Source organism: Actinomycetota bacterium (genome assembly GCA_005888325.1).
Lineage (GTDB): Bacteria > Actinomycetota > Acidimicrobiia > Acidimicrobiales > AC-14 > AC-14.
Genome location: VAWU01000060.1, coordinates 4389 through 17220, shown reverse-complemented (window position 1 = coordinate 17220; position 12832 = coordinate 4389). Strand labels below are relative to the sequence as shown.

The window sequence follows — 12832 nt, the reverse complement described above, 5'->3', positions numbered from 1 at the left end:
TTGGCGATGACCGCGGCGGTGAGCTGCCCGTCCGCGATGTCGACGGGGAACCCGGCATCGACGGCATAGGTCTTGGTCGCAGCGTCGTAGCCGTACTGCCAGAACTTGACGCTGCGGTCGAGCGTCGCGTTCGAGCTCACGCTGGACGAGGCCACGTAGAGGCGGTCGCCGTCGGAGAGCGCATCCACGTGCACGTTGCCCCGGGTGTCGACCGGCACACCCGTGTCGATCCACGATTGCGTGGCCGGGTCGAACTGGTTGATGTAGAAGTTGCCACCGCCGGGCGTCGTCCGGTACAGCACACCCCACCAGAGGCCATCGTGTTGCCAGAGCTTGCTCTGCGGCTTCTCCGCGGTCGGCGCGGTGGTGCCGGCGTACGAGTGGTCCTTGTACCCGACCGTCACCGGAGCCGCGGACGACGGACCCGCAACGGACGCGACCGCCGACGACAGGACCGCCAGACCCCCGAGCACACGTGCGACGCGCCCGATGCCGCGGCGAGAGCCGTCGTGAGCCATCGATCCCCCTTCACCCCGCACGCCCGCGGGTGGTGCGTTTGCGTCACCGTATTTGCGCAGAGGGTGGCGATCTATGGGTCAAACGGACCAATTGGTCCACGGTGACCACCCTGGGGGGCGGGCGCGTTGCTAGACGCTGAGCTCGTCGACGAGACGGGCGAGGGGGTCGTGCCAGTCGGGGAGCAGGGGGAGGCCGGAGAGGCGCAGAGCCGCGTTGTCGAGCACGGAGTTGGCGGGACGGGGGGCGGGGCGGGCCGGGAGCAGGTCGGCCGTTGCGATGGGGCGCACCTTGGCCGGGTCGAGGCCGGCGGCGGCCAGGATGGCCCGGGCGAAGGCGAACCACGTCGTGGCGCCCTGGTTGGTGACGTGGAACGTTCCCGGCAGCCGCGCCACGACCAGGCGCCGGATCGCCCCCGCCAGGTCGGAGGTGAACGTGGGGCAGCCGTGCTGGTCGTCGACGACGGTGAGCTCGTCGCGTTCGGCCGCGGCGCGCAACATCGTTTTCACGAAGTTGCGCCCGTGCGCGCCGCACACCCACGAGGTGCGCACGATCGTCGCGCCGGGATCGAGCTCGCGCTCGCCGCCGAGCTTGGATCGGCCGTACACGGAGAGCGGCGCGGGCGCATCCCATTCGACCCACGGGCGGTCGCCCGTGCCGTCGAAGACGTAGTCCGTCGACACGAAGCAGACGCGGGCGCCCGCGACGCGGGCGCCCTCTACCACGTGACGGGTGCCGAGCGCGTTGGTGCGAAAGGCGCGGTCGGGATCGGTCTCACAACCGTCGACGTCGGTCCACGCTCCTGCGTGCACGACGGCGTCGGGGCGCAGCTCGGTGATCGCCGCGAGCACCGCGTCGCGATCGGCCACGTCGAGCTGCACGTGCGTCGTCGCCACCGTGTCGTGGTCGGCGAACGCGTCCACGAGGTCGTGACCGAGCTGGCCGCCGGCCCCGGTGATCAGGACGCGCACGCCGTCAGACCGCCTTGAGCGGTTCCCACCACCAGCGGTTCTCGAGGTACCACTCGACCGTGGCGGCGAGCGCCTCGTCGAGCTCGCGAGCCGGGCGCCAGCCGAGCGCTCGGATCTTGGTCGAGTCGATCGAGTACCGGCGGTCGTGGCCCAGACGGTCTTCGACGGGCTGGATCATCGACTCGTCGAGGTGCAGCAGCGCCAGGATCTTGTCGGTCAGCGCCCGGTTCGAGACCTCGTTGCCCGCACCGATGTTGTAGATCTCGCCCACCGTGCCGTGCCGGAGCACCAGATCGATCGCCGCGCAGTTGTCCTCCACGTAGCACCAGTCGCGCACGTTCATGCCGTCGCCGTACAGCGGCACCTTCCGGCCGTCGAGCAGGTTGGTGACGAACAGCGGGATGACCTTCTCGGGGTACTGGTAGGGGCCGAAGTTGTTCGACGACCGGGTGATGAGCACCGGCACGCCGTAGGTGGAGGAGTACGACATCGCGATGAGGTCGGAGCCGGCCTTCGACGCGCTGTACGGCGAGCGGGGACCGAGGGGATCGCTCTCCCGGAACGAGCCTTCGGCGATCGACCCGTACACCTCGTCGGTGGAGATGTGCAGGACCCGCTCCACCTCGAGCCGGCGCGCGATGTCCATGATCACGTTGGTGCCGTCGCAGTTGGTGCGGACGAACTCGTCGGGGCTGACGATCGAGCGGTCGACGTGGCTCTCGGCCGCGAAGTGCACGACCGCGCCGTGCCCGGCCATGGCTTCGAGCACCGCGCTGCGATCGGTGATGTCGCCCTTGACGAAGTGGTACCGGGCGTCGGTCTCCAGATCGCGGAGGTTGGCCAGGTTGCCGGCGTACGTCAGCGCGTCGAACACGGTGACCTCGTCGTCGGTGCCGGCGAGCACGTGGCGCACGTAGTTGGACCCGATGAAGCCCGCGCCTCCGGTGACGAAGAGTCTCACGCCGCCGACGTTAGGGGATGCTCAACACGGAAGGGGGATGGGAGCGCCCTTCGACGGTGGCACCGGCTGGGGACGGTTCGAGATCGTGGTCGTCGTGGTGGACGGGCTTGCGCCGGTCGTCGGCGTGGTCACCGCGGCGGGAGGGCGCGCGCCGGCGTAGTCGCGTCCGACCACGAGGGCCACGTCGACACCCTGCAGCGTCGGGTCGGGCACGAGCTGGGCCCCGCTGACGAGCGAGCGCTGGAGGAGCTGCGCCTTGACGATCGCCTCGGGCCGGTGCCGGATGATCGAGCCGGCGTAGTTGAAGTTGTTGGCGTTGCCGTTATCCACCACGTTGTACTGCTGGTTGCGGAGGTCGCCCGAGACCCGGCTCGCCAGCCCGGCGGTGCCGGCCCCGTTCAGCACCCGGACCCGCACGTCGCTCGGCTTCACCGCGAGCGCGCCGCCGGGCTGCGTGCTGTCGATTCCATTGATGCGGTCGATCAGCACCTGGGCGAACGGCTCCACGAGCTGCTCGCCCCCGTAGCTCGCGCCGCTCCCGATCGCCTTTGTCGGCAACGTGAGCAGGTCGACCTTGGTGGGGTCGAGTGACCTGAAGCGCTTGGCGAGGTTGTAGATGTCCTTGGTCGAGAAGGCTTTGTCGATCGTCACCTTGGCGATGCCGATACCGATGAGCCGGTTGAGCGTGAACGGGTTGCCGAGGCCTTGCGACACCGCCTTCTTCAGCATGCGCTGGATGAACACCTTCTGGCGCTCGATGCGACGGATGTCGGCACGCGGATCGTCCGCGGACCAGCGGCCGCCGTCGAGTTGCTGGTAGTGGCGGCTCCGCGCGTAGGCCAGCGCCTGGGTGCCGTCGAGCTTCACGCACCCGGCCTGCGGGATGTTGAGGTTGCTCTTGAGGTCGCGCGCGGGTGACGGGAACGGGATCTCCACGCCGCCCACCGCGTCCACGATGGCCTTGAAGCCCACGAAGTCGACTGCGGCGTAATGGTTCACCTGCACGCCCAGGCTGGTCTGGATCGTCTTCACGAGACGGGGAGCCTCGCCGGTGGTGTACGCGGTGTTGATCCGGTCGCGGCGATTGGTGTCGGCGATGGTGACCACGAGGTCGCGCGGGATCGACAGGATCGCGGCCTTCTTCTGCTTCGGGTCGATGTGCAGGATCATCATCGTGTCGGTGCGGCTGGGCCCCGCCTGGTCGCTGCAGTCGGGCCGCTCGCAGAACGCCTTGCGGTCCTCGGCGGGGATGTTGGCCCGGCTGTCGGTGCCGATGAGCAGCACGTTCATGGACGCGCCCGCCTTGTCCTCCGCGAGACCGGGGATGGGGATCTTGTGCACCTGGCTGAAGCGCCAGCGCAGGTACGCGTAGCCGCTCCCCGCGAGCACGACGCACAGAGCGACGAAGGCGCAGAGGCCGATCAGCAGGCGCCGGGGCCACCGGCGCGCCGGGGTGGCCCGGGAGGGAGCTGCCACGCGGGTCACGCTACCAGCGCGCCCGGCGAGGTTTGCGGCGCGCGCGGCTCGCGCCGCCTCATTCGAGCGGCAGGCCGAGCCCCCGGCCGATGACGAGGCGCTGCACCTCGCTCGTGCCCTCGCCGATCTCGAGGATCTTGGCGTCGCGGTAGAAGCGGCTCACCGGGGTCTCGTCGATGAACCCGTAGCCCCCGAAGACCTGCGTGGCGTCCCGCGTGGCGCTGACCGCGGTCTCGGTCGCATAGAGCTTGGCCATGGCAGCCGCCTGCTTGAAGGGGCGGCCGTGGTCCTTCAGCCAGGCCGCCTTGTAGACGAGGTTGCGCGCGTTCTCCACCGCGACGGCCATGTCCGCGCACTTGAACGCGACGGCCTGGAAGCGCCCGATGACGCCACCGAAGGCCTGCCGCTCCTTGGCGTACGCGACGGACTGCTCGAGGCAGGCCTGAGCCAGGCCGACGGCGAGGGCCGCGATGGCGATGCGGCCGTCGTCGAGGGTGGCGAGGAAGTTGCGGAAGCCTGCGCCCCGCTCCCCCAGCAGGTGGTCGGCGGGCACGCGGCAGTCGAGGAACGACAGGCCGTGCGTGTCGGACGCGTGCCAGCCCATCTTGCGGTACGGCGGGTCGACCTGGAGGCCCGGGGTGCCCGCGGGCACGATCACGGCGCTCACCTCGGAGGGTCCCGTCCGCGCGGTGATCGTGATGATCGAGGTGATCGGTGTGCCCGAGTTGGTGATGAACGCCTTCTGGCCGTCGACCACCCACTCGCCGCGACTCTCGTCGAGCGAGGCGCGCGTGCGAGTGGCGCCCGCGTCGCTGCCACCGTCGGGCTCGGTCAGCCCGAACGCGCCGAGGGCCCGACCCGCGCACAGGTCGGGGAGCCAGCGCTGCCGCTGCTCCTCGGTGCCGAAGGAGAAGATGGGGTTGGCACCCAGGCCGACCCCCGCCTCGAGCGTGATGGCGATCGACGAGTCCACCCGGCCCAGCTCCTCGATGGCGATGCACAACGTGGTGAACTCGGCGCCCGAGCCGCCGTACTCCTCGGGGAACGGCAGGCCGAACAGGCCCAGCTCGCCCATCGCGAGCACGGTGTCGACCGGGAAGATGTGCTCGCGGTCCCATGTCTCGGCGTAGGGCGCGACCTCGCTCTCGGCGAAGTCGCGGACGACCTTGCGGAAGGCCTCCTGCTCCGGGCTCAGGTCGTACTCCATGGTCACGATCGTAGGCTGAGGCCATGCAGCCCCTCGCCGTCGTCGGCGGCCTTCTGTTCACGGGGTTGCGCGACGTCACTTCCGACCTCGACGCGCTCGACGGCGAGGGTTGGTGGGCGGTGGTGCTGCCCTACGACGGCGCCCCCGTGTGCGCCCGCTTCGACCGGGTGCGTCCGGCCCGGCCGTGGCCCGGCCCCCGCTGGCAGGGGCCCGCGCCGGGCTCGTGGGTGTCGAGCCTCGACCGGCCGGGCTACGAGAAGGGGGTCGAGACCGTCCGCGAGGCGATCGCGGCCGGCGACGTGTACCAGGTGAACCTCTGCCGGGTGCTCTCGGCGCGGGCCCCGGCGCACGCCGACGTCGCCGCGCTCGGTGCGGCGCTCGCGGAGGGCAACCCCGCCCCCTACTCGGCCGTCGTGCGGGTGCCGTCCGCCGGCATGCACGTGGCGTCGGCCTCGCCGGAGCGGTTCCTCCGGCGCGAGCGCGAGCGGGTGTGGTCGAGCCCCATCAAGGGGACGGCCGCGACCGCCGACGGCTTCCTCGCCAAGGACCGCGCCGAGAACGTCATGATCGTCGACCTGGTGCGCAACGACCTCGGCCGCGTGTGCGAGCACGGCTCGGTCGAGGTGCCCGGGCTCCTCGTCCCCGAAGCGCACCCCGGACTGTTCCACCTGGTCAGCACGGTGTCGGGCCGCATGCGGGCGGGAGTGGGATGGTCCGCGCTCATCGCCGCCACCTTCCCTCCGGGGTCGGTCACGGGCGCACCGAAGCTCGCGGCGATGGATGTCATCGACCGGCTCGAGCCCGCGTCGCGTGAGGTCTACTGCGGCGCGGTGGGATGGGTCGACGCGGGCGGCCGCCGGGGCGAGCTCAACGTGGCCATCCGCACGTTCTGGCTCTCCGACGGCAGCCTCCGCTTCGGCACGGGGGCGGGCATCACCTACGACTCGACCCCCGCGGGCGAGTGGGACGAGACCGAGCTGAAGGCCCGCACCCTGATCGGCCTGGCGTCCGCGTGAGCGTGTGGATCGACGGCAGGCTGGTCGACGCGAGCGAGGCCCACGTGACGGCGTTCGACCACGGGCTCCTCACGGGCGACGGTGTGTTCGAGACGCTCAAGGTCTACGCGGGCCGTGCTTTCGCGGTGCGCCGTCATCTCGAGCGCCTGACCCGCTCGGCGGCGGGCCTCGGCCTCGTCCTCCCCGACGCATCGGTGCTGCGCGGCGCGCTCGACGAGCTGGTCGCGGCCGACCGTCTGGGCGACGCGCGCCTGCGGATCACGGTCACCGGCGGGCCGTCGCCTCTCGGCTCGGAGCGGGGCCCGGGCCCACCGACCGTCATCGTGGCCGGCGCGCCGCTCGGGCCGCCGCCGGGCCCCACCGACGTGGCAACCGTGCCCTGGCCGCGCAACGAGCGCGGCGCGTTGGCCGGCCTGAAGACGATCTCCTACGGCGAGAACGTCGTCGCCCTCCACTACGCACGCGAGCGGGGCGCGACCGAAGCGGTGTTCGCCAACCTGGCCGGCAACCTGTGCGAGGGCACGGGCACCAACGTGTTCGTGTGCATCGACGGCCGGGTCCTCACGCCTCCACTGTCCGCCGGGTGTCTGGCCGGGGTGACGCGTGACCTCATCCTCGAGCTCACCGACGCGTCGGAGGACGACCTGCCGCTCGTCGCCCTGGCCGACGCGGACGAGGCCTTCCTCACGTCGACGACGCGCGAAGTGCAACCCGTGCGCGCGGTGGACGGTCGCGTCTTGTCGGCCGCGCCGGGCACGCGCACGAAGGAAGCGGCCGACGCGTTCACAGCCCTCGTTCGCCGGGAGATCGATCCCTGAGCGGTTCAGCGCAGGTGGACGACGTCGCCGGCTGCCACGACGCGCACGTTGTCGCCGGTGTCGACGACCAGATGCCCGGCGTCGTCGACATCGACCGCGCGCCCGCGCAACGTCTCGCCGGACAGCTCCACCCGCACGTCTCGACCGATCGTCCTGCAGCGCCGGCGGTAGTCCTCCGCGACCGCGTCGAGCGAGGAGCAGCGGTTGGCGAGCCCCTCGAGCAGCTGCGCGAGGAGAAGCTCGCGATCGACATCGCGACCCGCGAGGTGGTTGGCGGCGACCGCGATGCCCGACAGCTCGGCGGGCAGCTCCGCCGGCCAGTTGACGTTCAGGCCGATTCCCACCACCACCCATCGAGGCGCGTTCCCCTCGAAGCCGGCCTCCGCGAGGATTCCTGCCAGCTTGCGATCATGCACCACCAGGTCGTTGGGCCACTTGAGCTCGGGCGCGAAGCCGGCCACGTCGGCGCACGCGTCCGCCGCGGCCAGGGCGACGGCCATCGTCGCCAGGTGCAGCCGGCCGGCATCGAGCGCGGGCCGGAGCACCACGGTCATCAGCAACGACGAGCCGGGAGGCGCCTCCCACGTGCGACCCAACCGCCCGCGACCTGCGGTCTGGTGGTCGGCCACCACGACGACACCCTCGGGAGCACCTGCGCGCGCCAGGTCGGCCGCCAGCCGGTTGGTGGAGTCGAGCTCCGCATGGCGGCGAACGTCCCAGATCTTGTAACCATATGACGCCATGCCGCCGTTCTCCCGGGTCCTGATCGCCAATCGCGGTGAGATCGCTGTGCGGGTCATCCGCACGTGCCGCGAGCTCGGCATCGCCACCGTCGCCGTCTACTCCGACCTCGACCGCGACGCGATGCACGTGCGCCTCGCCGACGAGGCGTACGCGCTCGGCGGCCAGACCGCGGCCGAGAGCTACCTCAACACCGACGCGATCCTCGACGCGATCTCTCGCAGCGGCGCCGAGGCCGTCCATCCCGGCTACGGCTTCTTCTCGGAGAACGCCGACTTCGCGCGCGCCATCACCGCGCAGGGGGTCACCTTCGTCGGCCCGCCGCCGGAGGCGATCGAGATCATGGGCGACAAGATCTCGTCGCGCCTGGCCGCCGAGCGGGCCGGGGTCCGCGGCGTGCCCGGACGCTCCGAGCCGCTCACGTCGCCCGACGAGGTCGTCGCCTTCGGCGAGGAGTTCGGCTGGCCCGTCGCCATCAAGGCCGCGTACGGCGGCGGTGGACGGGGAATGAAGGTCGTGCAGGACGCGGCCTCGGCGGCGAGCGCGATGGAGTCGGCGCAACGGGAGGCCAAGGCGTACTTCGGCCGCGACGAGGTGTACCCCGAGCGCTACCTCGGCTGGCCCCGCCACATCGAGATGCAGGTGTTCGCGGACACGCACGGCAACGCCGTGTGGCTCGGCGAGCGCGACTGCTCATGCCAGCGCCGGCACCAGAAGCTCATCGAGGAGAGCCCCGCCCCCGAGTTCCCCGACCGCATCCGTGAGGCGATGGGTGACGCGGCGGTGAAGGTGGCCCGGGCGTGCAACTACGTCAACGCGGGCACGGTCGAGTTCCTGTTCCAGGACGGCGACTTCTTCTTCCTCGAGATGAACACGCGCCTCCAGGTCGAGCACCCGATCACGGAGCTGACCGTCGGTTTCGACCTCGTCGAGCTGCAGCTGCTCGTGGCCGCGGGTGAGGCGCTGCCGCTCGCGCAGGAGGACATCGTGCGGCGGGGCCACGCGATCGAGTGCCGCATCAACGCCGAGAACTCGGCGGGGGGCAGGTTCCTGCCGTCGCCCGGCACGATCACGCGATTCCGCCGGCCCGACGGCTTCGGCACGCGAGTCGACGCGGGCTACGACGAAGGCGACACCGTCAGCCAGTACTACGACAACCTCATCGCCAAGCTCGTCGTCTGGGGCAGCGACCGTGAGCACGCGCGCCTGCGCATGCTCCGCGCCCTGCGCGAGACGCAGATCGAAGGGGTGGCGACCACCATCCCCGCACACGTGGCGATCCTCGAGCACCCCGACTTCGTGGCCGCCACGCACTCCACCAACTGGGTGGAGGAGAGGCTCGATCTCTCGGGCATCGCCGCGCCGGCCAAGCCAGGTGGACGGCCGCCGTTACAACGTGCGGCTCTGGGTGCCCGACGTCGCGCCCGTCGCGCCCGCCCCGGGTGGGTTGCGCCCCCGCCGTCCGCGCGCGCGGGCCATCGCCACCGGCGGGGCGGTGCTAGGGGCCGACCAGGTGCGCGTGCCGATGCAGGGCACGATCCTCAAGGTGCTCGTCGCGGTGGGCGACCCGGTCGAGATGGGTCAGGCGGTGTGCGTGCTCGAGGCCATGAAGATGGAGAACCAGATCACCGCGGAGAAGGCGGGCACCATCGCCGAGATCAAGGTGAGCGTCGGCGACACCGTCAGCGCCGGCGACGTCGTCGCCGTCATCGGCTGAACCCCTCTCCCCACCGTTCACTCCGCCGCTTCGGCCAGCGCCTCCGACAGCGTGGGGTGCACGAGCACGCTCTCGACGATGTCGGTGACCTTGAGGTGCGCGGTCACGGCCACCGCGATCACCGAGATGAGCTCGGCCGCATGGCGCCCGACGATCGAGCCACCGAGCACGACGCCGGTCGCGGGGTCGGACAGGATCTTCACGAACCCGCGCGGGTCGTCGTTGATGAGCGCCTTCGCGCTGGCCGAGAACGGCACCTTGGTCACGCGGATCTTGCGGCCTTCGGCGAACGCCTCCGCCTCGGCCAGGCCCACGTCGGCGATCTCCGGCTCGGTGAAGATGGCCGACGCGGCCTTGTCGTAGTCGAGGTGGCGGTGGTCGCGCGTGTGGAGCCCCATCACGTGCTCGGCGATCTTGCGGCCCTGCATGGCGGCCACCGACGACAACGGCAGCTTCCCCGACAGGTCGCCCGCGGCATAGATGTGGTCCACGTTCGACTGGCAGTGATGGTTGATCGGCACGTAGCCGCCGGCGTCGACCTCGACGCCCGCGTCCTCCAGACCGAGGCCCTCGGAGTTCGGCAGCGACCCGATGGCGAGCAGGGTGTGCGAACCGGCAGCTCTGCGGCCGTCGTCACAGTGCACGACCACCGAGGCGCCGTCGCGCTCGACACCCATGGCCCGCGCCCCCTTCAGCAGCACGACACCGCGTTGCACGAAGTCCTGCTCGAGCGCGGCCGCCACCTCCGGGTCCTTCTGGGGCAGGACCTGCTGCCGGCTCACGATGAGCGTCACCCGCGAGCCGAACGACGCGAACATGTGCACGAACTCCACGCCGGTCACACCCGACCCGACGACGACGAGGTGCTCGGGCAACGAGGGCGGCGGGTAGGCCTGGCGCGTCGTCAGGACGCGGTCACCGTCGGGCTGACACCAGTCGGGAACACGCGGGCGACTGCCGGTGCACAGCAACACGGCATCGGCGTGCAGCTCCTCCACGCTGCCGTCGGCCGTCTCGACGACGACCTCGTGCGGTCCCGCCAGCCGCCCACTGCCCTGCACCATCCGCACGCCCTGGCTCTCGAGCAGGCCGAAGATCGACCGGTTGAGGCGGCTCTCGATGGCGGCAATGCGCTCCTTCAGCGCGTCGAGGTCGACAGTGACGTCGGCCTCGGTGAGACCCATGCCGTGCGAGCGGCGGTTGAACGCCATGGCGCCGCCGGTCGCGATCATGGCCTTCGACGGGATGCAGTCCCACAGGTGCGCCGCCCCGCCCACCACATCGCGCTCGACCAGCACGACGTCGGCACCCAGGCGCGCCGCGTGCGTCGCCGCCTGGTTCCCGGCGGGCCCGCCCCCGATGATCACCAACCGAATCGCCATCACTTCGAGACTACCGGCAGCCGTTCGAACGACCGCACGAAGCCGAGCAACGGAGTCACGCGCGCCCGCACGACCTGATTCTGGTCGACCTCGGTCGCCCGCGCCGGGCTCACGCGCCAGGCGCGGACCACGGGTGACTTGCCGTTGTCGACCGCCACCCAGTGAGTGATGTTCTCGTCGGTCCCCCACGTGCGCTCGCGCAACACCTCGCCCTCCACGGTGCGCGTCACGAACAGGTCGTTCAGCGCCTGCACGACGAGCGAGCCGAGGCGCACGGTGACGAGCAGGCAGATCAGTCCGGCTCCGAGCACCGCCCACGCCACGTAGCGGCTGGCGGGGCCGGTGGCGTCGAGCGAGTCGCGCGGGTCGACCCGGATGAGCAGCACGTAGGTGATGAACCCCGCGAACGCCCCGAAGAACAGGCCGCGCAGAAGCGCGATCCACGGCGACATGCCCCACCCCGGGCGCAGCTTCGGGTAGCGCACCTTCACCTGCCGCCAACGGCCGCCGTAGGAGCTCCACGCCCGGCGGTCGGGCTCGGCGCTCATCGGCAGCGCGCGCACGCACGCGCGCGCCACCCCGAACGCCGTCGCGTACGCAAGGTAGCGATCCCACAGCACGACGTGCGCGGGAGGCAGGTCGGGGAACGTCGCCGTCCCGCTCAGGTACCCGCGTACGCCGAGCCAGCGCGATGCGGCCTGCATCCCCGCGTCCGTGCCCCGCTGCCGGTCGGACGCGGCGATGCGCGCGCCGAGGAACGCGATCGCCAACGCACACGCGATCGTGACCGCGCCGAGCGGCGTCCACTCCACCTCGTCCGGCGCCTTGAACCGGCCCGCGGCCCAGATCAGGAGGAACGGGAGCAGGGCGGCGATCCCGAGGAGGCTGGAGATGCGCTTGCCCCATACCGCCCGGCACAGCCCGCGCTGCTGGGCGTCGGCGATCACCGCCTTGCGGAACGACTTCCAGAACGCGCTCGCCCGCTCACCGGTGCCCGTGGTCAGCGCGCCCGCGGGGACGACGCCGTTCACGGCCTTGTCGCGCAGCAGGCCGAGCACCTGCGACTCGTAGGGGGCGAGGTCGGCGTCGCGGTCGGCCGTGCTCGTGCGCAACCGGCACACCGTGCTCCCGTCGGGCAGCGTCTCCAGCTCGACGAGCCTGCGGGCGGCGAGGTCGACGAGCGTCGCCGGCATGGCCTCGGCCGACACCTCGAAGGTGCCGGTGAGCAGGTTGGCGATCGCCGGCGGCTCGGGCCCCAGCTCCTGGGTGTCGGGTGCCGCGTCGGGCTCCGTCGGCCGGTGCGCCAGGTAGGCGACGGCGGCCACCACCACCCAACCCGCGACGAACGCGAGCGCGGCGACCAGGACCCCCGCGAGCGGATCGACCTTCGTCACCACCTCGGCCGCGAGCATCATCGGGCGGCATTGTTATCCGTCGCCGGCTTAGCCGCGCAGAGAGCTCGCCAGCGTCAACCTGCCGCCCGAAAGGTGCGCCGGTAGCCCGTCGGCGTGGTGCCCAGGTGGCGCCCGAACTGCGTACGCAGGTTGGCGGCGGTCCCGAGGCCGCAGCGCTCGGCGACGCGCTCGATGGGCAGATCGGTGGTCTCGAGCAAGCGCTGCGCGGTGAGCACACGCTGGTTCAGCAACCACTGCAACGGCGTGGTGCCGGTGGCGGCGACGAAACGGCGGGCGAACGTGCGCGCCGACATGGCGGCCCGCGCTGCGAGCGCGGACACGGTGAGGTCCTCGTCGAGGTGCACCAGGGCCCAGTCGAGCGTGCGGGCGACGGGGTCGTCCGCGCACGCCGGTGGAATCGGCGCGGAGACGAACTGGGCCTGTCCCCCATCGCGATGCGGCGGCACCACCATCCGACGGGCGAACACGTTGGCCACCTCCGCTCCGTAGTCCTGCCGCACCATGTGCAGGCAGAGGTCGATCCCGGCTGCGGTGCCCGCCGACGTCAGCACCCGTCCCTCGTCGACGTACAGGACCGAGCGATCGACGTCGACCGCCGGGAAGCGCTCGGCC

9 protein-coding genes and 2 pseudogenes (1 of these 11 running past the window's edge) are annotated in these 12832 nt (G+C 71.4%); 3 read left to right on the top strand and 8 right to left on the bottom strand.

The genetic code is table 11. The features are described 5' to 3' along the window. Positions 1 to 647: 647 nt before the first annotated feature. Genes rfbD through E6G06_17250 form a run of 4 tightly spaced genes read right to left on the bottom strand, consistent with a single transcriptional unit; the run spans position 648 to position 5131 of the window. Positions 648 to 1487, bottom strand: coding sequence for a dTDP-4-dehydrorhamnose reductase (gene rfbD, locus E6G06_17265; protein ID TML87794.1), 840 nt, complete (start codon positions 1485 to 1487; stop codon positions 648 to 650). Positions 1488 to 1491: 4 nt separating this feature from the next. Then, positions 1492 to 2448, bottom strand: a complete 957-nt coding sequence (gene rfbB / locus E6G06_17260; GenBank protein TML87793.1) for a dTDP-glucose 4,6-dehydratase — start codon at positions 2446 to 2448, stop codon at positions 1492 to 1494. A 21-nt stretch (positions 2449 to 2469) separates the two neighbouring features. Then, complete coding sequence (locus tag E6G06_17255) at positions 2470 to 3924, bottom strand: LytR family transcriptional regulator (protein ID TML87792.1); 1455 nt, start codon at positions 3922 to 3924, stop codon at positions 2470 to 2472. 58 nt (positions 3925 to 3982) lie between these two features. Continuing rightward, positions 3983 to 5131 (bottom strand): acyl-CoA dehydrogenase, encoded by a 1149-nt coding sequence (locus tag E6G06_17250; GenBank protein TML87791.1) that lies wholly within the window; start codon positions 5129 to 5131, stop codon positions 3983 to 3985. 23 nt (positions 5132 to 5154) lie between these two features. Between E6G06_17250 and E6G06_17245 the strand changes: the two genes are divergently transcribed. Both E6G06_17245 and E6G06_17240 read left to right on the top strand, forming a co-directional pair. Beyond that, positions 5155 to 6147 carry an anthranilate synthase component I family protein gene (locus E6G06_17245; protein ID TML87790.1) on the top strand — a complete coding sequence of 331 codons (993 nt, stop codon included), beginning with the start codon at positions 5155 to 5157 and terminating at the stop codon, positions 6145 to 6147. Beyond that, positions 5967 to 6965 (top strand): 4-amino-4-deoxychorismate lyase, encoded by a 999-nt coding sequence (locus E6G06_17240; protein TML87789.1) that lies wholly within the window; start codon positions 5967 to 5969, stop codon positions 6963 to 6965. The genes E6G06_17245 and E6G06_17240 overlap by 181 nt, the downstream gene beginning before the upstream one ends. Before the next feature lie 5 nt (positions 6966 to 6970). Here E6G06_17240 and E6G06_17235 read toward each other — a convergent pair whose 3' ends face one another. Further along, positions 6971 to 7789 (bottom strand): biotin--[acetyl-CoA-carboxylase] ligase, encoded by an 819-nt coding sequence (locus E6G06_17235; protein TML87788.1) that lies wholly within the window; start codon positions 7787 to 7789, stop codon positions 6971 to 6973. Between E6G06_17235 and E6G06_17230 the strand changes: the two are divergent. Then, positions 7707 to 9423 (top strand): annotated as a pseudogene (locus tag E6G06_17230) (acetyl-CoA carboxylase biotin carboxylase subunit). The gene E6G06_17235 and the pseudogene E6G06_17230 sit on opposite strands and share 83 nt — an antisense overlap. Before the next feature lie 17 nt (positions 9424 to 9440). Here the strand turns inward: E6G06_17230 and E6G06_17225 are convergent. The 3 genes and pseudogenes from E6G06_17225 to E6G06_17215 all read right to left on the bottom strand — a co-directional run. Next, positions 9441 to 10805 (bottom strand): FAD-dependent oxidoreductase, encoded by a 1365-nt coding sequence (locus tag E6G06_17225; GenBank protein ID TML87787.1) that lies wholly within the window; start codon positions 10803 to 10805, stop codon positions 9441 to 9443. Continuing rightward, positions 10805 to 12220: a DUF2207 domain-containing protein gene (locus E6G06_17220; GenBank protein ID TML87786.1), complete on the bottom strand. Its 1416-nt coding sequence runs from the start codon at positions 12218 to 12220 to the stop codon at positions 10805 to 10807. Before E6G06_17220 ends, E6G06_17225 begins: the two co-directional genes overlap by 1 nt. 53 nt (positions 12221 to 12273) lie before the next feature. Beyond that, a pseudogene (locus tag E6G06_17215) lies at positions 12274 to 12832 on the bottom strand (helix-turn-helix domain-containing protein) (it continues 377 nt past the right edge of the window).

Excerpts from the sequence above, each read along its gene's own strand:
- E6G06_17250 (TML87791.1), bottom strand. The coding sequence starts at position 5,131 with ATGGAGTACGACCTGAGCCCGGAGCAGGAGGCCTTCCGCAAGGTCGTC.
- E6G06_17245 (TML87790.1), top strand. The coding sequence starts at position 5,155 with ATGCAGCCCCTCGCCGTCGTCGGCGGCCTTCTGTTCACGGGGTTGCGC.
- E6G06_17240 (TML87789.1), top strand. The coding sequence starts at position 5,967 with ATGGGTCGACGCGGGCGGCCGCCGGGGCGAGCTCAACGTGGCCATCCG.
- E6G06_17225 (TML87787.1), bottom strand. The coding sequence starts at position 10,805 with ATGGCGATTCGGTTGGTGATCATCGGGGGCGGGCCCGCCGGGAACCAG.
- E6G06_17220 (TML87786.1), bottom strand. The coding sequence starts at position 12,220 with ATGATGCTCGCGGCCGAGGTGGTGACGAAGGTCGATCCGCTCGCGGGG.
- E6G06_17235 (TML87788.1), bottom strand. The coding sequence starts at position 7,789 with ATGCCGAGCTCGCGGCACGTGCGGATGACCCGCACAGCGATCTCACCG.